The 24,793-nt window shown below is 42.6% G+C and carries 24 protein-coding genes; 4 read left to right on the top strand and 20 right to left on the bottom strand.

Annotation, left to right across the window (positions count from 1 at the left end; genetic code table 11):
- Positions 1 to 81 precede the first annotated feature (81 nt).
- Both QUF86_RS12855 and QUF86_RS12850 read right to left on the bottom strand, forming a co-directional pair.
- The gene (locus tag QUF86_RS12855; RefSeq protein WP_289315326.1) at positions 82 to 654 is read right to left on the bottom strand and encodes a YtxH domain-containing protein; all 573 of its coding nucleotides are present in this window, start codon (positions 652 to 654) and stop codon (positions 82 to 84) included.
- Between the two features lie 47 nt (positions 655 to 701).
- Positions 702 to 1,211 carry a DUF948 domain-containing protein gene (locus QUF86_RS12850; protein ID WP_289315325.1) on the bottom strand — a complete coding sequence of 170 codons (510 nt, stop codon included), beginning with the start codon at positions 1,209 to 1,211 and terminating at the stop codon, positions 702 to 704.
- A gap of 225 nt (positions 1,212 to 1,436) precedes the next feature.
- Between QUF86_RS12850 and QUF86_RS12845 the strand changes: the two genes are divergently transcribed.
- Positions 1,437 to 2,549 carry an aminopeptidase gene (locus QUF86_RS12845; protein ID WP_289315324.1) on the top strand — a complete coding sequence of 371 codons (1,113 nt, stop codon included), beginning with the start codon at positions 1,437 to 1,439 and terminating at the stop codon, positions 2,547 to 2,549.
- A gap of 57 nt (positions 2,550 to 2,606) precedes the next feature.
- On the opposite strand, the gene murC is transcribed toward QUF86_RS12845, so the two are convergent.
- From murC to QUF86_RS12815, 6 genes are all read right to left on the bottom strand, one after another.
- Positions 2,607 to 3,911, bottom strand: coding sequence for a UDP-N-acetylmuramate--L-alanine ligase (murC, locus tag QUF86_RS12840; protein ID WP_289318316.1), 1,305 nt, complete (start codon positions 3,909 to 3,911; stop codon positions 2,607 to 2,609).
- 284 nt (positions 3,912 to 4,195) lie between these two features.
- Positions 4,196 to 7,033, bottom strand: coding sequence for a DNA translocase FtsK (locus QUF86_RS12835; protein WP_483313917.1), 2,838 nt, complete (start codon positions 7,031 to 7,033; stop codon positions 4,196 to 4,198).
- Between the two features lie 430 nt (positions 7,034 to 7,463).
- Complete coding sequence (locus tag QUF86_RS12830; RefSeq protein ID WP_289336222.1) at positions 7,464 to 8,651, bottom strand: amidohydrolase; 1,188 nt, start codon at positions 8,649 to 8,651, stop codon at positions 7,464 to 7,466.
- Between the two features lie 232 nt (positions 8,652 to 8,883).
- Entirely contained in the window at positions 8,884 to 9,690 is an 807-nt protein-coding gene (locus tag QUF86_RS12825) for a DUF1444 domain-containing protein (RefSeq protein ID WP_289315323.1), read from the bottom strand.
- 50 nt (positions 9,691 to 9,740) lie between these two features.
- Complete coding sequence (locus QUF86_RS12820) at positions 9,741 to 10,052, bottom strand: thioredoxin family protein (RefSeq protein ID WP_134783638.1); 312 nt, start codon at positions 10,050 to 10,052, stop codon at positions 9,741 to 9,743.
- A 119-nt stretch (positions 10,053 to 10,171) separates the two neighbouring features.
- Positions 10,172 to 10,678, bottom strand: a complete 507-nt coding sequence (locus QUF86_RS12815; RefSeq protein ID WP_289334565.1) for a hypothetical protein — start codon at positions 10,676 to 10,678, stop codon at positions 10,172 to 10,174.
- A 123-nt stretch (positions 10,679 to 10,801) separates the two neighbouring features.
- Between QUF86_RS12815 and QUF86_RS12810 the strand changes: the two genes are divergently transcribed.
- On the top strand, positions 10,802 to 11,251 hold the full coding sequence (locus tag QUF86_RS12810; RefSeq protein ID WP_289334564.1) for a YtoQ family protein: 450 nt from the start codon (positions 10,802 to 10,804) through the stop codon (positions 11,249 to 11,251).
- 120 nt (positions 11,252 to 11,371) lie between these two features.
- On the opposite strand, the gene QUF86_RS12805 is transcribed toward QUF86_RS12810, so the two are convergent.
- The 3 genes from QUF86_RS12805 to QUF86_RS12795 form a co-directional block, all read right to left on the bottom strand.
- Positions 11,372 to 12,241 carry an AraC family transcriptional regulator gene (locus QUF86_RS12805; RefSeq protein ID WP_289334563.1) on the bottom strand — a complete coding sequence of 290 codons (870 nt, stop codon included), beginning with the start codon at positions 12,239 to 12,241 and terminating at the stop codon, positions 11,372 to 11,374.
- Positions 12,242 to 12,401: 160 nt separating this feature from the next.
- Entirely contained in the window at positions 12,402 to 12,914 is a 513-nt protein-coding gene (locus tag QUF86_RS12800) for a DUF84 family protein (RefSeq protein ID WP_289315319.1), read from the bottom strand.
- A gap of 81 nt (positions 12,915 to 12,995) precedes the next feature.
- On the bottom strand, positions 12,996 to 14,069 hold the full coding sequence (locus QUF86_RS12795; RefSeq protein ID WP_289315318.1) for a M42 family metallopeptidase: 1,074 nt from the start codon (positions 14,067 to 14,069) through the stop codon (positions 12,996 to 12,998).
- Between the two features lie 176 nt (positions 14,070 to 14,245).
- On the opposite strand from QUF86_RS12795, the gene QUF86_RS12790 reads away from it, so the two are divergent.
- On the top strand, positions 14,246 to 14,563 hold the full coding sequence (locus tag QUF86_RS12790) for a PepSY domain-containing protein (RefSeq protein WP_289315317.1): 318 nt from the start codon (positions 14,246 to 14,248) through the stop codon (positions 14,561 to 14,563).
- 48 nt (positions 14,564 to 14,611) lie between these two features.
- On the opposite strand, the gene QUF86_RS12785 is transcribed toward QUF86_RS12790, so the two are convergent.
- Together QUF86_RS12785 and trmB are read right to left on the bottom strand one after the other, a co-directional pair.
- Positions 14,612 to 15,457 carry a YtnP family quorum-quenching lactonase gene (locus QUF86_RS12785; RefSeq protein ID WP_289334562.1) on the bottom strand — a complete coding sequence of 282 codons (846 nt, stop codon included), beginning with the start codon at positions 15,455 to 15,457 and terminating at the stop codon, positions 14,612 to 14,614.
- 331 nt (positions 15,458 to 15,788) lie between these two features.
- On the bottom strand, positions 15,789 to 16,427 hold the full coding sequence (trmB, locus tag QUF86_RS12780) for a tRNA (guanosine(46)-N7)-methyltransferase TrmB (RefSeq protein ID WP_289315315.1): 639 nt from the start codon (positions 16,425 to 16,427) through the stop codon (positions 15,789 to 15,791).
- A 251-nt stretch (positions 16,428 to 16,678) separates the two neighbouring features.
- Between trmB and QUF86_RS12775 the strand changes: the two genes are divergently transcribed.
- Positions 16,679 to 16,954 carry a YtzH-like family protein gene (locus tag QUF86_RS12775; RefSeq protein WP_289315314.1) on the top strand — a complete coding sequence of 92 codons (276 nt, stop codon included), beginning with the start codon at positions 16,679 to 16,681 and terminating at the stop codon, positions 16,952 to 16,954.
- On the opposite strand, the gene QUF86_RS12770 is transcribed toward QUF86_RS12775, so the two are convergent.
- The 7 genes from QUF86_RS12770 to pepV form a co-directional block, all read right to left on the bottom strand.
- Entirely contained in the window at positions 16,955 to 17,737 is a 783-nt protein-coding gene (locus QUF86_RS12770) for a phosphotransferase family protein (RefSeq protein WP_289315313.1), read from the bottom strand.
- A gap of 292 nt (positions 17,738 to 18,029) precedes the next feature.
- Positions 18,030 to 18,986 carry a diacylglycerol/lipid kinase family protein gene (locus QUF86_RS12765; protein WP_289334561.1) on the bottom strand — a complete coding sequence of 319 codons (957 nt, stop codon included), beginning with the start codon at positions 18,984 to 18,986 and terminating at the stop codon, positions 18,030 to 18,032.
- A complete protein-coding gene (locus tag QUF86_RS12760; protein WP_289334560.1) occupies positions 18,973 to 19,980 on the bottom strand; it encodes an NERD domain-containing protein in 1,008 nt (335 codons plus the stop codon). The genes QUF86_RS12765 and QUF86_RS12760 overlap by 14 nt, the downstream gene beginning before the upstream one ends.
- 20 nt (positions 19,981 to 20,000) lie before the next feature.
- Positions 20,001 to 20,558 (bottom strand): RNA 2',3'-cyclic phosphodiesterase, encoded by a 558-nt coding sequence (gene thpR / locus QUF86_RS12755; protein WP_289318313.1) that lies wholly within the window; start codon positions 20,556 to 20,558, stop codon positions 20,001 to 20,003.
- 249 nt (positions 20,559 to 20,807) lie between these two features.
- Positions 20,808 to 22,046 carry an Nramp family divalent metal transporter gene (locus tag QUF86_RS12750; protein ID WP_353957658.1) on the bottom strand — a complete coding sequence of 413 codons (1,239 nt, stop codon included), beginning with the start codon at positions 22,044 to 22,046 and terminating at the stop codon, positions 20,808 to 20,810.
- Between the two features lie 304 nt (positions 22,047 to 22,350).
- Complete coding sequence (dat, locus tag QUF86_RS12745; RefSeq protein ID WP_289315310.1) at positions 22,351 to 23,205, bottom strand: D-amino-acid transaminase; 855 nt, start codon at positions 23,203 to 23,205, stop codon at positions 22,351 to 22,353.
- Positions 23,206 to 23,226: 21 nt separating this feature from the next.
- Positions 23,227 to 24,639 carry a dipeptidase PepV gene (gene pepV / locus QUF86_RS12740; RefSeq protein WP_289334559.1) on the bottom strand — a complete coding sequence of 471 codons (1,413 nt, stop codon included), beginning with the start codon at positions 24,637 to 24,639 and terminating at the stop codon, positions 23,227 to 23,229.
- Positions 24,640 to 24,793 lie beyond the last annotated feature (154 nt).

Here is a 24,793-nt window from a genome sequence, read left to right as displayed (position 1 = left end):
CGATGAAGCCATCGAAGCACTTCACCGCCTTATTCTTCGTACCTTCATGCCTCTCCATCCCCATCAAAGGAATGTAAGAGTTTATATTTTAAGGTTATTCTCTGTCTCATCAAATGCCTTTTTCGTTTCATCGAGTTTTAATTTTGCCGTATTCTTGTTACCGCTTGTAGGATCGGCAGGGTTATTTTCTAGGTCGTTGCCGTTAGCAAAATTCGTTTCAACGGATACGATAGGAGAATCGGAAGTTCCCGTTACATCTATATCCTTATTGCTCGAATTTGTCGTATCATCAGCCGCGTTGCCGTTTTCTTTTCCCGTTTTCAAGCTTTTCACTTTATTGACGATATCTGAAGATTTAGTTGAAACGATTTCCGTGACGGAGCTTGTTTTTTCTTTTGCAGTATCAGCAAGCACTGTTCCTTTTTCTATCGCGGTTTGTCTTAATTTTTCTGTTTTCTCTGAAATGTTTTTAGCTTGTTCATTGAAATCATTCCTTAATTCCTTGCCTGTTTTCGGAGCCATGAACAAAGCTGTAGCCGCTCCGATCATCCCGCCGATTAAGGCGCCAATCATAAAGTCCTTAGAATTGATCGAGTCGCGTTCGTCCTCATATGATTTCTGATAGTCCTTTGCCGGAAATTCTTTTTGAGTCATAATACATTCCCCTTTCAATTTTCAGTTCATTTTTATTTAACTAGATTTTAAGATCTAGAACGTAAAAACCTTTTTTTAGGTAGGTTATCAGTTTCCAGTGCTTCCCTTTCTAACTCCGCCCTTTCAGTTGGGGTCGGGGCAGCCTGTTTGCTTCTGGCTTTCCATTTGTCCCTAATCTCCATGGCTACATTACTCCATTGTACAATTTGTGAGATTCGTTCTTGATTATTATCAATCTCAGCCTGCACTTTATGGGAAACCTTTTGGATGGAAGAATTGAAGCTAGAGATGGATGTACCTACATCCTTCACGGCATCCACCACTGTGTTCAGGTTTTCTGACTTATGCTGCAAGTCTTCAGCCAACGTATTCGTTTTATGTAGTAGCTGGGTAGTTTCGAGCGTTATGCCCTGCATTTGGCTCTCTAGTCCTGTCAGCGTCCGGGCCACACTGTCCAGGGTTGTTTGAAGTGATGTCAGTACCTTTGTCAGGAAAATAACAAGGACGAGGAAAGCTATCGCTGCAACAGCAGCACTTAGGTATAAAATAATCTCCATTGGAACACCTCCGAAAAATCGACTTATTTAGTAGCTGTTAGTTATTACTTACCCCTTCCCTATTATTATAAACGTATTTATTTTTTCAATATACCCTATCAAACCCTAATCTGGAAATATTGTTGTCTGTATCCAGTTCCTCCATGAAATTCATGGGTGACACTTATGGCAGGAAATCGGGTATGATAGAAACATAAGTCGAATTTAAACAATGGAGGTATTTTTATGAAAGATCCCAGAATTGAAACATTGGCCAAAAACTTAATCAATTACTCCGTAAAGCTTCAAAAAGGTGAAAGAATCTTGATCGAAAACTTTGGATTGCAGCGTGAACTTGTTAACGCTCTTGTGAATGAAGCCTATGCAGCAGGTGGTTACCCATTCGTCCTTTTAAAGGATCACCAAGTGGATCGTGCCTTGTTGATGGGTGCCAAAGAAGAACAGTACAAGATGATGGGTGAGTTTGAAGCAAACGTAATGAACCAGATGGATGCCTATATCGGGCTTCGTGCCGGGGATAATATCAATGAACAATCCGATGTCCCTTCAGAAAAGATGGCGATTCATGGACAGACAGTCGGTAAAGTACATAGAAATATCCGCGTGCCAAAAACAAAATGGGTCGTTCTTCGCTACCCGACAAATTCGATGGCCCAATTAGCCAAAATGAGCACAGAAGCATTCGAAGACTTTTATTTCGAAGTCTGCAACCTCGACTATGGCAAAATGAGCGCAGCAATGGACAACCTTGTTGAATTGATGGATAAAACGGATAAGGTCCGCATAACCGGGCCCGGTACGGACTTAACCTTCTCCATCAAAGACATTAAAGCCATCAAGTGTGCAGGTGAGCTGAACATTCCTGACGGTGAAGTATATACGGCTCCAGTTAAAGATTCCATCAATGGAGTGATTTCGTATAATACTCCGTCCCCTTATCAGGGTTTTACTTTTGAAAACGTGAAGTTAACATTCAAGGATGGAAAAATCGTTGAAGCGGTCGCGAATGATACGGAACGCATCAACAAAATTTTTGATACTGACGAAGGCGCACGATATGTCGGTGAATTTGCAATTGGTGTAAATCCTTATATTCTACATCCGATGCAAGATATCCTCTTTGATGAAAAAATTGATGGAAGTTTTCATTTCACTCCCGGACAATGTTATGATGATGCCTTTAACGGAAATCATTCAGACATTCACTGGGACCTGGTCAATATTCAACGCCCTGAATATGGCGGCGGGGAAATCCATTTTGATGACGTCTTGATACGTAAGGACGGACGCTTCGTTTTACCGGAACTGGAAAATTTAAATCCAGAAAATTTAAAATAAAAAAAATACCAATAAAAAAACGACCGACCCGCACTAACTAACGGGTCGGTCGTTTTTTTATTTTACCTGCAGTGAATGCTCGTAGGCTGCTTGGAACTTTTGAATGTCCCCCGCACCCATGAATAACACGACACTGTTTTCATGATTTTGCAATATTGATGTTGTGTTCTCCGTAATCAGCTCGGCACCGGGAATTTTATCTTGAAGATCCTCAATCGATAATTTCCCTTGATGTTCACGAGCAGATCCAAAAATTTCACATAAGTATACTTTGTCGGCCAAATTCAAACTGTCGGCGAATTCATCCAGGAATGCTTGCGTTCTCGAGAAAGTATGCGGCTGGAATACCGCTACAACTTCACGCTCTGGATACTTTTGACGAGCAGAGTCAACAGTTGCCGAAATTTCAGTCGGATGATGCGCATAATCATCAATGATGATCTGACTTCCGATTTCCTTTTCGGAGAACCGGCGTTTAACTCCGCCAAAAGTCCGCAATTGGGCTTTCACAGCTTCCGTATCCAAGTTTTCATATTTACAAAGTGCAATGACACCAAGTGCATTCAACACATTATGCTTTCCAAAAGTAGGAATTGTGAATGTATCATAGTAATTGTTCCTTACGTGCACATCAAAAGTGGTGCCATCCGGAGTGACGGAAACATTTTTCGCTTGAAAATCATTTCCTTCTGCAAATCCGTAAAAAATAACCGGTACTTTCGCCTGAATATGTGGTAAATGCTCATCATCCCCGCACGCAATAATGCCTTTGTTGACTTGAAGGGCCATCGTTTGGAAAGCCTCGAACACGTCTTCGACATTGGCGTAGTAATCAGGATGATCAAAATCGATATTCGTCATGATTGCATAATCCGGATAATATGAAAGGAAATGACGGCGATATTCACATGCTTCGAATACGAAGTAATCAGAATTCGCGATTCCCTTACCCGTTCCATCCCCAATCAAGAAGGATGTCGGTTTAGCGCCCCCCATTACATGGGCCAATAAGCCGGTCGTCGATGTTTTACCATGCGCTCCCGTAACGGCTACGCTGATAAAGTTTTTCATGAAATCACCTAGGAAACGGTGATAACGGATGATTGGCAAACCAAGTGCATTTGCCTTCACGATTTCCGGATGACTATCCGGAAACGCATTTCCTGCAATGATGGTCATTCCAGTTTGAATATTTTCCTCGTTAAAAGGAAGGATTTTAATCCCGGCTTTTTCTAATGCCAATTGTGTAAAAAATTCTTTTTCGTAATCGGAACCCTGCACTTCAATATTCATATCATGCAGTATTTGTGCAAGAGCACTCATACCCGACCCTTTAATTCCCACAAAATGGTAAGCAGTCATAAAGCGAACCTCCACCAATCGTCTACCTGTATGACAGTATATGACGTCATCTTTTATTTGTTTTTTCATTACGAGACTTGTTAGAAACGCAATTTCTTCTTTGGTTTTTCATGCATATATTTTCAATCATTCATAACAAAAAACTATTATATCACTTTTTTATCCATTCATCCATGTCAGGCAGATGCCAATTTATCAAATCATTGGTTTTTTCCTCAATTAAGGTGATAATAACGGGTTTTCACCCTTTCACATTATATACAATTTCCTCTTGATAGGTTCTCTTAATTAACATGTAAAAATTCCAGTTCTTCTTCCGTAATCAAAACATCCCTGGGCCTTGAGCCCCTGGATTCGGAAACGACTCCCTGCTGCTCCATCATTTCTATTAAACGCGCTGCACGGTTATAACCGACACGGAAGCGCCTTTGTACACTCGATGCAGAAGCAGCCTGTTGGCTCACGACGAATTCGCATGCCTCGAAAAACAGTTCATCCGCTTCTTCCGTGACCTGTGCCCTGTTCAACAAGTCTTCCTGTTCAAACAGATAGTTCGGCTGCTGCTCCAATTTGACATGGTTTACGACTTGATCGATTTCTTCATCACTAACAAAAGTCCCTTGCAGGCGTACCGTTTTTGAAGAGCCGTTTTCAGCAAATAACATATCTCCTCTTCCCAACAGTTTTTCTGCACCACCGCTATCGATGATTGTACGGGAGTCGACTTGTGAAGAAACCGAAAAAGCGATCCTTGTCGGGATATTTGCCTTGATCAATCCAGTTATGACATCGACAGAAGGTCTCTGAGTGGCCACAATCAAATGAATGCCACAGGCACGGGCCTTTTGGGCAATCCGGCAAATCGCTTCCTCTACATCAGCAGGCGACATCATCATTAGATCCGCAAGCTCATCGATGATCACCAGGATATAAGGCAGCTTGCTTGAATATTGACCGGCTTTTTCCGCTTGGTCATTAAACCGGGTGATATCACGTACACCTGCATGTACAAACAATTCATAACGCCGTTCCATTTCCTCAACCGCCCATTTCAACGCAGCCGTAGCGGCTTTTACATCGGTTATGACTGGACTGACCAAATGCGGGATTCGATTATATGGGGCAAGCTCGACCATTTTCGGATCGATCAACAGTAATTTCAACTCCTGCGGCGTCGCTTTATACAGCAAGCTGACCAACATCGTGTTGATACAGACGCTTTTCCCCGATCCCGTTTGCCCGGCTATCAATCCATGCGGCATCTTTCTTAAATCCGTGATAATAGGCTGACCGGATATATCGAGGCCTAAAGCTACGGCAAGCGGTGATTCATGCTCTTGAAACTCAGTACTTTCCAAAACCTCGCGCAAAAATACCGGCTTGCTCTTCCTATTTGGAATTTCGATGCCAATTGTATGTTTACCCGGGATAGGCGCTTCCATCCTCATATCCTGAGCGGCAAGACTCAATTTGATATCATCCATCAAGTTCGTCACTTTATTCACCTTCACTCCGGGTTCCGGATGCACCTCGAAACGAGTTACTGCCGGTCCTTGCGTGACATTGACGACCTTTGCACGGACATTGAAATTTTTCAACGTCTCATCAAGTAATAAAGTCTGTTCCTCGAGCCATTCATCATCATGTACAGCATAGGTGGGAGGCGTCAGCAACCCGATATCCGGAAACACATAGTATGGATTATCAGCGGCTTCCACGGAGCAAAACACTTCAGGGGTTTCGCTCTGCTTAGCTTCTGCTACCACCTCTGTATAAACCGGTTCCTGATTTACATTTTCAGAAATGGGAGATCCCTGTTCGAAAGACTTTGCTGGGACCGGGTTCGAACCGATATTGGATTCAACTGTATTTTCAGGCACGGCAACCGTCTCGGTTCCATGCTTAGTGTCCACTAACGTTGGCTGAATGACCGGAGTCTCCTCCTCTTTAAACATCACTTTGCCTTCCTCTGATTTCCTTTCAGGGATGGAGGATGGTTTCGCTTGTCCCGCTTCCGTTTCAGCAGCGTTAATCAGAGGTCGTTTATCAGATGATACTACTCCAATTTCGACATCAGGGCTTTTTTTTTCCGGCATCATTTTATTGATGAACCCATTTTTTTCCCTATCTTGCTTAAGCATCATCACATTAAATGGGATATGTTTTTTCGGACGTTTAGTCTGTTCTTCCGGCATTGCCTCTGATGGATCACTTTCCGGTTGTGCCCCTTGACTGACGGATGGCTGAGGTGATTGTACAGTGACCTCCCCAGGAACCGAAATAGCTTCAGGCGTTTTTTCGTCCACATGTTCCATGATGGAAACAGCGACTTCGCGTCCAAAATCAACTTGGTCCTGTTCATAAGCCTCTTTTTCTACTGCTGGCTCATCTATACCAGGCTCGCTTACTGCTTCTTCAGGCGGTGACTCAATGGAATGCTTACGAAAGAAAGCGGGTATCTCCGAACCTTCCCTTTTTTCTTCCGTTTGTTTTGGTACAAGGACGGATGGCTCTATCGTCAATTCCTCATTGGCTTTTGGGATTTCAGGGATGGATATCGGAATCTCAATATCGGGTTCTTCTTTTTTACGGACCGGCATTTTACTTTCCAATTCATATTCGACAATTTCTTCAGTAGGGACTATTTTTTTTTCCGGGCGACGGAATCCATAAATGGGTGAAGGGATTTCCGTTGGGCGGAATGGAGTATTCGACGGGACTATTTTAGGGATTTGCTCCCGATCGAAGTTTCTCCGTTTTGGTTCAGGATCCCTCACAGGCCTTTTCGTTTCTTTGGCCGCGTTCCCCTGTTTGGGTTCGTGATCTTCCCTGTTTCTTTCCCTAGGCTTTCTTTTGTTCTGCTCCCGGTCAGGGATGAGCGGAAACTTGAACTGTCCTTTTGGATATTGAAACAGGATTTTCGTATCAGGATCTGGAGTCTGTGACATTTTTTCCACTGTTTGATTGTAAACTTTTATTTCTTCTTTCTTTGACTTTGCAAGCTTCGAAAAATCCATATTCCTTAATGTCTCTTCATCAAGCGGTTCATCTATAATAATTTCTTCGATTTCAATAATTTCCTCTGCTTGGAACCATTTTTTCATCTTATTTAGCCATTTCAAACCTATCACTCTTTCTACATCTGTAGTTATGTAACTAATTCTACCAGTTATTTTTAAAATATCGAGAAAATTTAAGCTAAATTGGGATTTGTATCTACTTTTTTAATCGTATTCTTTACCAACTCTACGTATTTCGCAGAACCCCTACCCTACTAAACCCCTTCTGGAATGAGTTTAAACCTATCCATCGCGAAATAACATTAGCCCCTAGTCTACTATTTAAATAAAACACCGCTGTTAAATCGCGTTTACAAAGAGATTAAGTTTTCATGTAGCCCAGGATGAAAGCTGGTCATTTCATTGCATCATCCTTCACGAAACCTCCTGTGGCATCCAAATAACGGCTGAAACCTATAAAACACCGTTCGTTAATATCGAACGGTGTTTGTGGGTTCAAGCGTTTTTTTTTTGCAAACCAAGACCAATGGCACTAAGCCCAATCATAAAAACTGCATACAACCTGCGCCACTGATTTGGAAGCGATCAAAATGGCATCTTCATCTATGTCGAATTTAGGATGGTGATTGAAATATGCCTTTTCCACCCCTTTCGGTTTACAGCCAATGTAAAAGAAGCATCCAGGTATCTTTTCCGCATAATACGAAAAATCTTCTGAACCTGAGAATACCGGAAATTCCACGACCTTCTTAATATCTTTATCATGCATGCTTTCCAGGCTATTTTTCACGAATCCAGTCAGTTCAGGGTCATTATATAACGGAGGATAATCAGGCACATAGGTAAGTTCGCACTGAACATCAAATTCCGTTTCCACCCCTTTGACGATCCGGTGGATTTCCTTATCTATCAGCTGTTGGGTCTCTGCTGTCATATAACGGACATCCCCTTCAATTTCTATACGATCCTTTATGACATTAAAGCTTCCTTTTCCATCGAAGGAGCCGATTGTGACTACGCCCATATCAAAAGGGTTCAAGCGACGGCTGATTACGGTTTGTACGGCTGTCACGAAATGGGCGCCTGCCACGATGGCATCATTAGCCATATGCGGGGAGGAACCATGACCGCCTACACCTTTTATCGCTAACTTGAAATAGGTCCGTCCAGCCATCGAATAGCCGCCGCGATACCCGACGACCCCTGCTGGATGCGATGGAAATAAATGGATTCCAAAAACAGCATCCAGTTCATCCAAAAAACCTGATTCCATAATGCTTTTTGCTCCTCCTGGGGGTGTTTCTTCTGCATGTTGATGGATAATTTTGATAGTGCCTGATAGGGAATCTTTCAACTCGTTGATGCAGTCGGCCAGTACCAATAAATAAGCGGTATGCCCATCGTGTCCGCAGGCGTGCATGACACCTTCATTTTTTGAACGGAATGGGACCTCCGCTTCTTCTGTAATCGGCAATGCATCGAAATCCGCACGGAGACCTATCGTTTTCCCTGGTTTTCCGCCTTCGATCGTTACGATGATCCCTAATCCATTTCCTACATTCGTTTGAATCGACACATCTTTCCCTTTATAAAAATCAATGATATATTGTGCCGTTTTCTCTTCTTTGAAAGATAGCTCCGGGTTCTCATGTAAATGACGGCGGATTTGAACCATTTCCTCTTTACGGGCTTCCAGCATGTTCAATAATTTACTTTTCACATTCACGATAATTGTCCCCCTTATTTCATTATAAGTAGTTTTTCAGCAATGCCTTCCGTAGTGGAAGGAAAGGATGGCCCTGTATAGTGTGTATTTAACAAGGCTTAAAATTTTCTTTCGGTCTGGTAAATAAACTCTATTAAACTTGTATATACTTCTCGATAATAAAACAGGACCGCTGCCAAGATGGAGTTTCCCCAATGCTGACACGGTCCTTATGTTTTGCGATGATTTATTGTTCTCGCTTTTTGTTTTTACCCATAATGAAAATGGGCTCCAACTCATTATCTTCGTAAAGGAATGATAGAGCCGTTATCGGTACATGACCGCTGGCAAAGAAGCTCATGGCCATTTGCGCAAGAATATCATAACCCGTATCATTCTTCACATCGGCAATGATGATGACATCCTGATGCGGAATGGCCACAGCCATGGTCCCCTCGATCTTTTCCTTCATTTCCCGAAGCCAGGATTCATTCAGGATTCTGCTGGCATCATATCCATCATTCGTGTTCAAAAAATAAAATGCATTATCCGCGACGATATCCGACTTCATTTCAGTGGAGAGGGAACGGGCATTGAAAAGGGCAATTTCACGGATTCTGTCACCCTGCCAATTTTCCCGTTGAATCATCTTTTCATCTATAAGACGGTAGGTTTTCCCTAAATCAAGGGCATAAAAAACCCGGGTTTCAGCCGTATGCTCATCGAATAAAAATGGATTTCCTTCTTCCGATTCCATTGGAAAGGAGGTAGAGCGGATGACTGGGAAAATGAATTTCTCCTTGCCTTCCATGCTGTGTTCCTCCCCCATCACATTCAGGGCCTCTTCCACGTAATAGATGATTTCATCGATGGCTTTTTCCTGTACGTTTTCATAGTTAGCAAGTACAGGAGGCAGCTCGATGGTGATCCCCTTCCCGGTCTTCACATTTTCCACGCGTAACGTATCTTGCTTGCTATCGAATTTGAAAGTCCGATTATCATCTTTTAACCGTTCCTTCAAGATATTTTTCAGCTTTGTGCTGTCCATTTTCATGATTGACCCTCCTCTTCATTGAAAAATCCCCAGCGAGAAGGGGAAATTGATTATAGTGATTGTATGAATTCCTCAATTTGTTCTTGTGTTTTGCGATCCTTGCTCACGAATCTACCTAGCTCTTTGCCATTATCATAAGCGATGAAACTTGGTATTCCGAATACATCATTAGCTGCACACACATCGATGAATTCATCACGGTCCACATAAATGAATGTGAAGTCAGGAAATTTCGTTTCAATCTCCGGCATTATCGGTTCGATTACACGGCAATCTCCACACCATGTCGCCGAAAAAAGAAAAATATGTTTGCCTTCATTTTTTAATGCATCATATTGCTCAATGGTTTGTAACTTTTCCATTTGAATATTCCTCCTGCTCTATATGTCACCTTAGTTTTTATAATCCCATCATACCAGACTCTCCGCGAATCAACCATTAATACGGATCGGTTAAATTACCGGGAAATTGGGGAGTTATCTTATTTCTGGGGCACGGATGATACGATTTCCATCATCTGTTTCGCATCGGTTTTTAAATGGTCTTTATCCGTTTCGGTTGTCAGCTTGACCCCACCGATCCCCACTGCAAGCTCATACTTTTCTTTCGGTATCTGCTTAATCGAGATAAAGCCGAATTTATCATCAGTTTGAAAGGAATGCAGCACCAAATATTGATCTCCTTGTTCCTTTATCGCCAAATATAAAACGGAGCTGTCTTCTTTTTCATTCGGATTGACAAATAATATATAAGCCTTATCACCTTTTTGTAAAATCAAATTATTATCATGTTCTTCCACTACCCTATATTCCTTTGGCAGATAGACTTGAATAAGCCCTGCCTCGAGATTGGGCTGTTTTTCATCGTCACGAAAAGCCACTTCAGCAGCCTTCATTGCCCTTTCGGTTTGTCTCTCGATACCTGAGCAGCCAACAAGCAAACTGCTTATTAACAGGAAAACAAGAAATTTCTTATTCGATAAAGCCATCTTCATTCCTCCAGCCGTCTCTTTTATTCACTTATGGATACTATTATCCTTATTAATGGAATTCATCCATTTTCTAAAAAACATGATACAATGAAAACAATTTAAATACCGAGGAGGAAAACAATGAAATTAACCGTGTATCTTGCTGGGGAGATCCATTCAAATTGGAGAAATGAGTTGAGAGATAAGGCTTCTGCACTGAAGCTTCCTTTAGAATTCGTCGGTCCGATGGAGAACCATGAACGCTCCGATAATATCGGTGAAGATATTCTCGGAGAACAGCCGGACCCTATTCTGAAGGATGCGGCCGCTTCCCAAATCAATAATTTGCGGACAGGTCTTTTGATGAAAAAAGCTGATCTTGTCGTCGCCCTGTTTGGAGAGAAATATAAACAGTGGAATACTGCCATGGACGCAAGCACCGCCCTTTCCCTGGGTAAACCGCTTATTTTGATTCGCCCGGAATCCCATCACCATGCCTTAAAGGAATTATCGGAAAAGGCGAGTGTAACGGTCGAATCCGTGAACCAAGCCATGAAGGTGCTTTCTTATATTTTTGAAGAAGGGTTATAAATCTCCCGCCCAAGGAGTTTTCCCCCTTATATCAATAACGAGAAAAGGTCTTTACCCCAATAAAAAGCTTGTAGGGAAAATTACCCTACAAGCTAAAAGCAAATATTTATGGGTTGAAACTTATCCCTTTTTAATGGGAATCCAAATTTCCGAGTAATAGTCAGGGTTTGAAGCGTCATCATTCGCGTATACTTCCATTTCGGGAGTTCCGGCATGTTCATAACCGCTGGTAGGGAACCATTCAGAGAAGATTTGCTTCCAAGCTTTTTGAATGGCATCCGGCATAGGTCCATGAACTTCAAATACGACCCACTTGGAAGCCGGTATCGTAAGGGCTGAAAACTCTTGAGGCACTTTCCCGGCATACTCTGCACCTATCCAATAATCCATCGTTTCAGTTTTTTCCACTGCCCGCTTATCGACACATACACCAATCAAGCCATCTATTTGGCCATTGTTCAACTTTCCTAACCTATCGCTGGTTCCATCCGTATTCACTTTATCCCACAACATCGGGATCCCAACCAAATTCTCTTCATTGACCAAGGAAAACTCTTGCTTGATTCCGATCAATTGAAAGGAATCCCTTTCGACGATATTGTATTTCATCGGTTTTGCCCCTTTCAAAATCACCTGTATCACCAGGCGTTCATAGAATTTCAGCTTCCCCATATACTTTCGTGCTTCGCTTGGAGATACTCCATGCTGCCTTCGGAAAGCTTTTGAGAATGCCTCGGGAGTGTCATAGCCATACTTGTAGGCTAAATCAATGACCTTGCCATTTGTGGATGAAATCTCCTGGGCCGCTAAGGTCAGTCTTCGACGCCTGATATATTCACCAATGGAAATATCCGTTAAAATGGTGAATGTCCGTTGAAAATGAAAAGCTGAGGCATTCGCCTGCCTGGAAATACTCTCGATTGTCAGGTCCTCCAATAAGTGCTCCTCGATATACTCGATTGCCTTTTGGATTGATTCAACCCACCCCATTCCGCTCACCCCTTGTCATCTATACTAGCAACCCCACTCATTAAAATCCTGTCAGATTCTGCTCTGTTTTGGCAGTGTTCTTTTTCCTGATTCGAACCGACATATGTACTCTTCTATCATCATTCCATAGCAATTTCAGTCATGACATGATTCAAAAATCCTACTTTTTCATTTTCAGCTTATACTCGTGTTGACCCGCAAGCATCCTCATGATATGAAGGAACATTTCCCCCCTGGTGATTCGCTCATTTGTAAACACGCCGATTGCTCCTTCCTTTTTGCTGATATTCTCCTGCATTGTGTAAGCGTCCATCACCGGACCCAACTCTTCACCGTGCAGTAGCTTCCCGGCAACAATTCCGGGCAGCGGGATTCTTGCTCCGCCAGCTACAAAGACCTCACCGTCCCTCGTGGCCATCGCACCCCAATTGCATAGAAACAGTCCTTGTTCCATTTTCACGACACCGCCTTCAAGTCCGATACCGATTTCGGCATCACTATGAATTAAGCAATTCCGGGCACGCGTCATTGCCCCATCCATCGTTTCCTCATCTGAAAATGGCTGTTCCGAGACACCGCTTTCCACTTGAAGCGATATGATTTCAGCTTCTTCATATACGTCAAGCACTGCCTTTACTTTCGCCGGATTCTTACTGCCTACTGCTATTTTCAATATGGTTACCTTCCTTCCATGTAAAAAAAAGCTGATGGAAAAGGATTCATGACAGCTCCCTTTCCATTTCAGCTTCCTCTATCAACCGTTATTTATCAATGTCTCGAATGTCGTTTTATCACAGGAACGAACCAATTTCCCGATCAGTTCACGTGCAGCGGCATAATCATCAATATGAATCATGGATGCATGTGTATGAATATAGCGGGAACAGATGCCAATCACCCCGCTTGGAATGCCTTCGTTTGCAACATGGACCTTCCCTGCATCCGTGCCGCCTTGGGAAACGAAATATTGATATGGAATGTCATTCGACTCGGCCGTATCAAGGATGAACTCCCTCATGCCGCGATGCGTAACCATCGAACGATCCAAAATACGGAGAAGCGCCCCTTTCCCCAGCTGCCCAAATTCACTTTTACTGCCGGACATGTCGTTCGCAGGACTTGCATCCAAGGCGAAGAAAAGATCCGGTTTGATCATATGAGCTGCTGTTTGCGCACCCCGTAATCCCACTTCCTCCTGCACGGTTGCTCCGGAATAGAGGATATTCGGTAATGTTTCATCTTTTAAATCCTTTAACAATTCAATCGCAAGTCCGCAACCGTAACGGTTATCCCATGCTTTTGCCAGGATTTTTTTCTCATTGGCCATCGGCGTGAACGGACAAATCGGTACAATCTGCTGACCGGGCTTAATACCGATTCTCTTCACATCTTCCTTATCATCCGCCCCGATATCAATCAGCATATTTTTGATATCCATTGGTTTTGAGCGTTGCGATTCATCAAGCAAATGAGGAGGAATCGAACCGATGACACCAATGACCGGCCCTTTATCGGTAATGATTTCGACTCTTTGGGCCAAAAGCACTTGACTCCACCAGCCTCCAAGGGTCTGAAAACGAATCATTCCATTATCCGTTACGGAAGTGACCATGAATCCCACTTCATCCATATGCCCGGCAACCAGTACAGTCGGCCCTTCTTGATTACCTCTTTTTACGCCAAATATTCCGCCAAGGCGGTCTTGGACGATTTCATCCGAATATTTTTCCAGCTCACTCCTCATGAAACTCCGAACTGCATGTTCATTTCCTGAGGCTCCCGGTAATTCCGTCAATGTTTTAAAAAGTTCTAAAGTCTCATGATTCATTTTTCTACCCCTAACCTATGTATTGTTTTATACTATTTTACAGAACTTAGCATCATGTTACACTAGAAAGTTCTAATTTATCAGTTAATGGTTAAAATTTCAAATTATTAGTCAAATAAAGCGTTCTTCTGTATACTAGAAAGAGTGATTGAAAAAATGCAATGGAGGAGAAATCAATGAATTGGAAAACGTTTTTACTAGGTACTGTAGCCGGGTTTGCTGCTGGCTATGCGACAAAACAAATATTGGATCAATCAATTAAACCTTCTCCGGATAAAGTCTTGGCCCAAGTGAAGGAAACAGTCAAAAAGGACGGAAATATATATGGCTCATGGATCTTGATGAAGCCGGAAAACTATACAAAAAATGATTTGGACTATGAAGTGTACAAAGGCGGGATCACTAGAAACACAGAGGGAAAACGCGAGCAATTCGAATTTGTTGCAGATGCCTCTACAGGAACGATATTGGAGCTTAATGCGCAAAATGATTGAAACAAAAAGGAGGGCCGTCAAAATGACGTCCTCCTTTTGCTTTCCTGCTTACCGATTCCGTTTCAATTCGGCTATTATCTCTTTACCCGTTACATCCCATTTGATGGCACAGTAGTGGGCATCATGGTAAAAGCTGTACCAGGACCCATTTTCCAGTCCGGATTTCATCCACTTTTCCTTCGCTTCGATGGAAGTCATGGGATAGTCGTCATAAGCAAGCACCCAGAGGACATTCGCATGCGCGTGCGTCGGCATGATATCTGCCATGTGAATCAATCTTTCCCCACCATCTTCAATGATGATGATTGCATGTCCATCACTATGCCCCCCTGTATGGATCATTTTAATGCCTTTCGTAATTTCTTGTTCACCTTCAAAAGGACGTACCTGCGAAGCGACAGCCTCCCAGTTTTCTGCCCAATATGTACTTTTTGAACGAATATTCGGGTTTTTCATTTCATTCCATTCAGTTTGAGTCGTAATGATTTCGGCACGCCCGAATACAGGCACCCAAATTTCACCTTCACGTTTCGTCAAACCGCAGGCATGGTCGAAATGTAGATGGGTCATTAAAATGTAATCGATATCATTTGGTTGAATCCCAAGTCTGCCAAGATCTTCGACAAGACTGGATTCCTCCGTCACCCCAAAATTCCGTCTTTGCTTCTCATTCATCTTTCCATTACCAATACCGGAATCTATAAGCATGTTCAATCCATTTGCCTGCACTAAAATCGGATCAGTACGTAACTCGATTTGGTTATTTTCGTTAACAGGATACTTCTTGGACCAAAGCGGTTTCGGTACAACACCGAACATCGCACCCCCATCCAAGTGAGTCACACCGCCGTTCAACCATGTTAATTTCATTTCCCCTATTTGCATCGTTTCCATTTTACCCCTCCTCCCCTATAGTTTAACACCCACTTCCATATATTGAAATTGATAACAATCATCTCATCCTCGTGAATGCCCCCCTCCCATATCAAACCTTTACGATTTCCCCCAAACGAAAGAGCCATCACAAAGGCAAACATGGTTCATGGTAGACGAAATGGTGGATATATTTCTATCTAAACCTCCGTTGAGTTTCCTTGACATCCTTGCTTATTAACTATGTTGGACATGTATATGGCAGCAGTTAATTGGTGTGATCTTAAGAAATTTTATTCGGCTTAAACAAAATAAAAAACCAGATGCTGTGCACCTGGTTTCTGATCGATGATTATTGGAACATTGCTTCCAATCTGTATATCCGGTTGCCTTTACTCGAGAACTTTTCTTCATATTCTGTCATGATATTACCTTCAAAACTGCTGTTATGCAGATCAAGGCTTACATATTTCAAGAGCATGCCGTATTCGGAAATACTCTTCAAGGAAGATTCGAATAACCCTTGGTTATCCGTCTTGAAGTGAATCTCGCCTTTGTCTGGCAGGATGCCTTCATATACTTCGAGGAATGTCTTATACGTTAACCGACGTTTTGCATGACGTGATTTCGGCCATGGATCAGAGAAATTCAAGTAGACGCGATCCACGTCACCTTTTGCAAAATATTCCCCTAAGTTCGCTGCGTCAACATTCAACAGCTTTAAATTTGGAACATCCGCTTCAATCAGCAAGTCCAATGCAGCTACAATGACACTTCTATATACTTCAATTCCAATGAAATTCACATCAGGATGGGCTTTTGCCATTTCTGTAATGAAACGGCCTTTCCCCGTACCCACTTCAATATATAACGGATTATCGTTACCGAAAACTTCATGCCATTTACCTTTATGGCTCACTGGCTGCTGAATTACATATTGTGGAAAATCATTCAAACGGTCTTCAGCCCAAGGTTTATTTCTTAAACGCATGATGACACCCCTATTTATAATATAATCGTTCAAACCATAACACGAGTGGATGGATTCCTGCAAGATGATTTTTTCAGGAAAAGCCTGCATGCACCCACTGACAAATAAAAAAACTGCCGGCCATCCAGGCGACAGTCTCTGTAGTTTTCATGTATAAAACTTTCCGCAAAACACACCATAAATAAGTGAAGGGCAGGCGAGAACCACCTGGGAACCCCTTGAATCCATATTTAAGATAGGAGAGGTATTATATGCCGCTTTCCCATGAACATCAAATGTCACTATTAAAAGATATATTAACCAATCATCAAACAGATTGCTGCGGATCCGTTTCTGAATGTGAACAGGTTGAAAGGCTCGTCAAATCCTTAATGGTCAATACTGATATTGACAGCAATGTAAAAACGATACTGACGGAGATTTACGAATATAGCCAGACAGGCATCGGTACCGCCGATTTAGAAGCACATATTTCAACCCACCAGAACGACTTGTCCCAGTGGGTGGATGATATAGATCAATTCTGATCAGCCAACCATCATTAACGCTTCAAGTTTTTGCAGTAATTCATTTCTTTCCTCGTACCGCTTTCTACGATGATGCCATTGGATGGAAAGCACTAGTTGTGAAACCGTGTGCCATTTCATCCTCATCTCCAGGCCTGCGTCAAGCTTCTTGCCGTAACGGGCAAGCCATTGATTCCATTCTTCCCTTGGGACATATGAATACAGGAGTACGCCCAGGTCAATGGCCGGATCGCCAATGACCGCTCCGTCCCAATCAATTAGGAACAATCCGTCGGTTTCGGTCATGAGCCAATTATTATGGTTCACATCACAATGACAGACTACTTTTTCGTCGCATTCAATCAACAGGAGATTATTCTGTAAAAAATGGATGGCCTGCTTGATAATCGGAATATCCGTAACATCCGAAGATAACCCGGTTTCTATGTCTGTAAGTATACTTTCAGGTCGTAAAGGGGATTTCCCAAGCCTTTTGAGCATGCTTAACAAAGGATCGGATTGATGAATTTTTTGAAGCAGCTTTGCGACTCTTATATTGTTCATTTCCTGCTGAGATAGCTCCCTGCCTTCCATCCAATGCTGGGCCGTAATTACATCCCCATTTTCCAGGCGTTTTGTCCACATTAACTTTGGAACAATGCCCTCAGCTGAAAGAACAGCTAAAAATGGCGATGAATTTCGTTTAAGGAAGAGCTTCTGCCCCTCTTTCTCGGCAATAAAGGCTTCTCCCGTAGCTCCTCCAGCAGGGGATATATCCCACTCCTGACCTAATAAATGTTCCAACTGGTTCACCTTCGATTTCCTCGCTTAATCATACAAATGTGGGTACGTTCACCTAGTGTATGTATTACCACTACTTTGAGTCCATGTTTAATAAAAAATCCGCCTGCCGGCGAAGCTGCATTTATACTTGCATCGGGATGATACCCGCAATTAAAAACATCCTCATTTTAGAGAAATAAAAAAATAGCTATTGAGCAATTAAACAATAGCCATAAATTAAATTTTAGTTGAAAAACGGTTTCTTCGTCAAGTACTATAAAACGATTATACGCATAAAACAAAAACAAATAAATCATTTCATATTTTTGTTTGGAATATCATCCTTGAACATGACGCGAATTTTCTCTTTCAGAACCACTGCAGCTACTTCACCCATTCCAACAATTTCCCCATCAGACTGGATTTTCACTGACCCGTGGTTCTTCATTTTTATCCTTTCACCAGAAAAAGAATCAACATTTTTAATGTGTAGGTGACCGCCCCATAAAACGGTGATGAATACGGTCAATAATTTCAACATTGTAATATCATGAACCGCAATCACATTCAACCTGCCATCATCCAGCTTTGACATCGGTGAAATTTTCATGCCACCGCCAAAGTAGGGCTGGTTAGCAATGACGATGAACCATACCTTTTTCAAAAGATGCCGATTTCCATCAATGAACAATTCCATACAGCTGGGCTGGTAAGAAAATATTTTTTTTATAAAAATGAACAGATAAATTAATTTACCCGCTCTGACAAAATTAAACCATTTTTTCAGAGGCGAACGGTCTGCTTCAGCTGAAATTTCAGCATCAATGCCCATTCCCAGGCTGTTAATAAAATAACCAACCTTACCATTCGTCTCGAACTGTCCAATATCAACGGCACTAAAGGAGTTATCCTGAAATAGAGAAAGCGCTTCTTCCACACTCTCAGTTTTTTGAATGCCCCTTACATAATCATTGCCAGATCCAGCCGCAAGGGAGCCGATAATTGCATGAGGAAAACCAATCGCGCCATTTATCATTTCATTGACCGTTCCATCTCCCCCAACAGCGATCATCCGGGTTTCCTGATTCGTCCCTGATAGAATTTCCTTCGTCAATCTTAGCGCATGACCCTTTTCCTCCGTAAAAAACACCTTATGGGGAACAGCTTTTGAATTCAGTATTTCCTCGGCTTTTTTCCAAACCTTCAAACTCTCTTCATTTCCTGCCATTGGATTGACAATGAAATACAGCGTATCATTAAGGTTTTGCATGCTCATTTTCCTCTGTTTGGTTATATTCAGCATCCCATTCAGGTCGCATGCTCGATGTAGTTTGACAATATTCAAGCAATGCCTGCGCCCCCTTTAGCTGATGTGCCTTAAGAGGAGATGATATTGCCCGCATCCTTTCAAACCATTCCGGGAAGGTCCGTTTATCCAATATCGTAATATCATAAGGAGCTTCGGGATAATCCACATAACCATTCCGGGAAAGAATCACCTTTTTAATCGGTACGTTCACTTCATAAAGCTCAAATACCCGGGAGACGATGTTCGCCATCCGATTTGCGCCCAGCATGGGGTTGAGCACTTTTTTATCAGGATGCTTATGATGCATGCGGACCCAGAACCGGTCACCCGAACCGATGAAAGCAGCGTTTTCTTCCGCTTCCAGAAAAGTGATGCACCAAGCATCAACAGGGGTCAATAAAATGACATCGACTTCAACAGGTGCATTTTTCAATAGAAAGATAGGTTTATATAATACGAGAAACGTATCCGGAAAACGTTGCAGAAAAAAGCGGAGCCTTTCATCCAAAAAGAATGATTGGTCCACAAATGACTTTTCAAGAAGCGTAGAACTTCCCCATTTCATTTGAAAGCGGAGCAATTGATTTAAAAAATTCTGCTTCAATTCATCCAGACTGGCCGGACGGAACGGAAATCTTAATGAAAAAACATTAGTATTTTCAATCTGGTTCGGTATGAGCAGCTCATCTGCCTTTACGTCCTGTTTTCCTGTCCGGTGGAATATGCCTTTCACCTTTTTAAACATGCCCTTTGACTCTTCCCGAGGCGTATCAAATTTGACCTGTGTTTCCCTTTCAGCATGTTCACTATAGAGCCGATCTAGCTCGCCCGCTTCATAGGCAGCCTTCAATTTATCCCATTGCTGTTTTTTCAACCGGGCAAATTGTGTTGGATAACGATAAATATCCTGCTCATACCGGGAAATATAATCCTGCATCTTTATGAGCTGTGCCATTCGACCACCACCATCTCTCTCTATTTTTGGAGGTTTATCGCGAAAATCTTCTCATATGAAGGAGAAGCTCCAAGATGTGTTTGATATAACGCAACCTGGTCTGCTTCAAAATGCTTATCCTCCAAATCCGCTATCTGCCGGACGCTCTCCAACGAAAAGGGACTTTCCCCCTCGAATTTCCTTGCTAGCGTTATATGAGGCTTAAACGGCTTTTTATCAAGTTCAAAACCTGCCCCGGCACAAGAATTATAGATTTTCCTTTGAATGGTAAAAAGCCTTTCTTGCTGCTTGACACCTGCCCATAGAATCCTTGGACTATCACTCTTGCCGAAACCGCCGATATCGCCGAGTTCCAAACCGAATGAGGCCTCATTGGCAAGCTCGCTTTCCACACGCCCCAAAGCATCCTTTTTCAATGTATCGGGAGCATTGCCCAAAAAAGCCATCGTAATATGATAATCGGCTGGATGCAGCCATTTCTTAAATGGAAAGTCTAACTTAAGTTGTTCCGTAACAGCATTTAAATAGGACTTGATATCATCAGGTAATACTAAAGCAAAGAAAAAATGAGTATTCATGGTCAAATACATTCCTTCCTATTTTCCCTTTAATTTTACCATATTTCAATTGTATATACCTTTTCATGGACATCCTTATAAATATTCCCTCCATCAAAAAAACTGGTATATTCCCAGTCTTCCATCCTGTGAACGAAGCTATGGCGGATTATTGATACATGCGCAAGGACGGATTAAAAAACTGCACCCCGATTGTTAGATGTTGTCTAACGATCGGGGTGCAGTTCAATATTGGTCTTTTTCTGCCGTTTAGCTGAACAGCGTTTCGTAAAGCAGGAACAAGTTCAGTCCGATGATAAGTACGGCAATAAGCCAAGCAATGCTTGAAGTGATTTTATGATTGACCAGGTTCCCCATGATTTTCTTATTGCTTGTAAACATGATCAATGGCACTAAGGCAAATGCGATGCCAAACGAGAGTACTACTTGGCTCATCACAAGTGCTTTAGAAGGATTCACTCCCCATAATATTATCAGCAGAGGCGGAACGGTCGTAATGATCCTTCTCAAATAAATCGGTATATGTCTCTTAATGAATCCCTGCATGACCACATCACCTGTCATTACACCGACTGATGAGCTGGATAAACCGGCAAATAATAATCCTATTCCAAAGAACATCGCGACTGATGGTCCAAGCATGGCACCGAATTGTTGATAGGCAATATCCAAATCCCCTACAAGCATTCCATTCTTATGAAATAGGGCAGCTGAAACAATTACCATGGCGGCATTGATTCCGCCTGCGATCAACATGGCGATGACAATATCAATTAGTTCAAAACGAAAAATCCTTTTTCTTTCAAAATCGTTTTTACCGACAATTCGCTTTTGAGTTAAAGAGGAATGAAGGTAAATCGCATGTGGCATAACGGTAGCTCCAAGCATACCCGCCGATAGTAATATACTGTCCACTCCCTCGAATTTTGGAGTGAAGAGTCCTAAAACAATGGCTGAAGTATCAGGTTTTGCATAAAAAACTTGAGCACCAAAGGCAATCACCACAACAAATATCATGACCGTGATCAAGGCTTCGAATGTTCGAAAACCTCTGCGCTGGATTTCCAAAATGGCAAAAGAACCAATCGCTGCAATGATGGCCGATGTAATAAGCGGTAAGTCAAATAGCAAATAAATTCCTAGTGCCGCTCCTATGAATTCAGCTAAGTCGGTTGCCATTATAACGGCTTCGGCCTGAATCCATAATAAGAAAGATGTCTTTTTCGAAAATCTCTCCCTGCATAACTCAGGAAGGTTCTTTCCCGTGGCTATCCCCAATTTAGCTGATAGTGATTGAATTAGCACAGCCATTAAATTGGATGCGAAGATAACCCATAATAACGTATAGCCATATTTAGATCCGGCTGTGATATTGGTAGCATAATTCCCTGGATCAATATAGGCCACAGCTGCTATGAAGGCCGGCCCTAGATAGGGCAGCAGTTTTTTGATTCCTCTCGAAGAAGAATGATGCAACACATCGGACATATCTATTTCAACTCCTTTTTACACGCAACTCAAATTGTTGCAACAGGTAAACTTTTTAAGTTAATAGCAAGTATATTCCTGGATCTTGAAAATGTCAAAAAGGAAAATCGGGAAGTTCAAACTGAATTAAACTGCATAAGGAGGGTGTGAACGAAGGCATGTAAAAAGGGATCCGGACATGATTTATCTCACTTCAGACTTGAAGTCAGGCAATGAAAATGTCTGGACATGCAAGATTCATTCCGAGTAATTGCTGAAGAATAAAAACCCCTTGCCGATTGCGGCAAAGGGGACTTTGATCGATCTATTTAAGGGAACCGCATTGCTTCTCGATTTCCTCGGAAAACAGTTTTTGCAGTCTTTGGGTTATCGGACCGGGTTCCCCGGCTGCAATCGAATGGCCATCAATATTAATAATTGGAGTCACTTCGACGCTTGTGCTCGTATAAAGGACTTCATCTGCTGCCATCATGTCCTCGACCGTGAAGGCTTCTTCGACATAGGGAATTCCATGATCTGTGCAAAGTTTCAGCATCACCTGACGGGTGATTCCATTCAGGATCAAGTTGGTGGCCGGATGCGTTTTAAGTAGCCCATCCACCACGATTGAAACATTGGACGAACTTCCCTCCGTCACCGTACCATCACGATGCTGGATCGCTTCATCACAGCCAGCTTCGACCGCTTGCTGTTTAGCCATTATATTCCCCAGTAGATTTAAACTTTTGATATTACAGCGAAGCCAGCGTATATCGTCGGTCGTAACGGCCTTGACCCCTGGCTTCATTTTTCCTGTATAAGGAATTTCCTTGGTATAGGCAACAAAGACCGGTTCCACCTCTGTAGTTGGAAAAGAGTGTGTACGCGGCGATGCTCCCCTTGTCAGCTGCATATAGACGATGCCGTCCTTCAGTTGATCTTCAGTGATCAGCTCTTTCATGCGGGCTTTGATTTCCGCTACAGTATAGGGAACTTTCATCTGAATCAACTTCGCACTGTCCATCAGGCGGTTCAGATGCATGTCCCCCGCAAATAATTCGCCATTATAAACCCGGATGACTTCATAGACGCCATCGCCGAATTGATATCCCCGGTCTTCAATATCTACCTTTACTTCGGACCTGCTTTTAAGGTCGCCGTTGAAAATGATTTTTCCCATGTCTTTCTCCCTCTTTGCCTCTTATTTAGCCAATTCATGAATGGCACGTGCATAAATGGACGTAGCCTTAAGCATATCTTCAATATCAATATATTCATCTTTCTGATGCGCAATATCTTCGCTGCCAGGGAAAAGCGGACCGAATGCAACGCCTTCCTTCAATGAACGGGCGTAGGTGCCGCCGCCAATGGAAAGGAGTTCAGCTTTCTCACCTGTTTCCGCTTCATAAACTTGCTGCAACGTCTTAATCAAGAAGCTTTCGCTGTCCACATAATGCGGAGTGGAATGCGAATTGGTCTTCACTTTCAAATTATATGCCGCTAACCTATCTTCCAATGCCGCCTTTTCCTCTTCCCACTCAAACGTCACCGGATAACGCATACTGAAACCAATCGAGCTGTCCCCTTGTTTTGAATAATTGAAAACGCCTGCATTGATCGTCAATTCACCTGTTTGCTCATCCGAATATGCAACGCCTAAATTATTTCCACGGGAATCTTCAAACAAGCGATCCTTGATGAAAGTGAAGTAAGCTTTAGCATGGGGATCCAGAGTAAGATCAGCTAGAAATACGGCTAAATGCAGACCTGCATTAATGCCATTTTTCGGTTCCATCGCGTGTGCCGAAACACCATTCATTTCTAGAAGCACTTGATTTTTTTGTGGAACGGCTTGGCCCTTCAATGAATATTTTTGCAAATAATCCTGATAGTTTGCCACCACTTCAGCAGGGTTAGCCGCTTCCACAATCGCCGTAGCAAAATCCGGTACCATATTTGTCCTTCTACCTGAAGAAAATTCCATGACATTCACGTTTGAGTTCGTACCATTTCCTGCATCGGCAGGGTGTATAACCGAGAAATCCCAGATTCCCTTTTCCGCACTGATGATCGGGAAGTCAGCATCTGGCGCGAAGCCCATCGAAGGCATTTCCTCCACTTCAAAGTAGCGGTCAACGCAGCGCCAGTTCGATTCTTCATCCGTTCCAATGATCATCCTCACACGTTTGTTCAAAGGTTTTCCTAGCTCCCGGACCAGCTTCATTGCATGATAGGCTGCCATCGTCGGCCCTTTATCATCGATTGCCCCACGAGCATATATGCGGCCATTACGGATTTCAGCACCAAACGGATCCGAACTCCATCCATCTCCTTCGGGTACCACGTCGACATGGCATAATATCCCGATTAACTCCTCACCTTCACCCATTTCAATATGGCCAGCGACATTATCGACATTTTTCACGGTAAAACCGTCTTTTTCGGCTAATTGAAGCATGTAATCAAGGGCTTCCTTCACCCCTTTACCGAATGGGGCCTCCTCTGTCGGATGTTCTTCATCCAGTACACTTTTTATTTTCAGTAAGTTTTGTGTGTCCAGTAATAAGTCCATTTTCCGTTTTTCAACTTCTTCTCGCCAATTCAATTCACTCATAATACGACAACTCCTCTTGTATATATATATTTCATTTTATCACTTTTACTATCTGATTCGCCAAGCGTAGCTACCTTTTTCTTCTTATTCCCGTATTATTGCTAAGGTCAAACTACCGATAAAATTCCTAACATAAATAAAAAAACACCCCCTT

The organism is Peribacillus sp. NJ11 (assembly GCF_030348405.1).
Lineage (GTDB): Bacteria > Bacillota > Bacilli > Bacillales > DSM-1321 > Peribacillus.
This window is presented reverse-complemented; position numbering and strand designations above follow the sequence as displayed.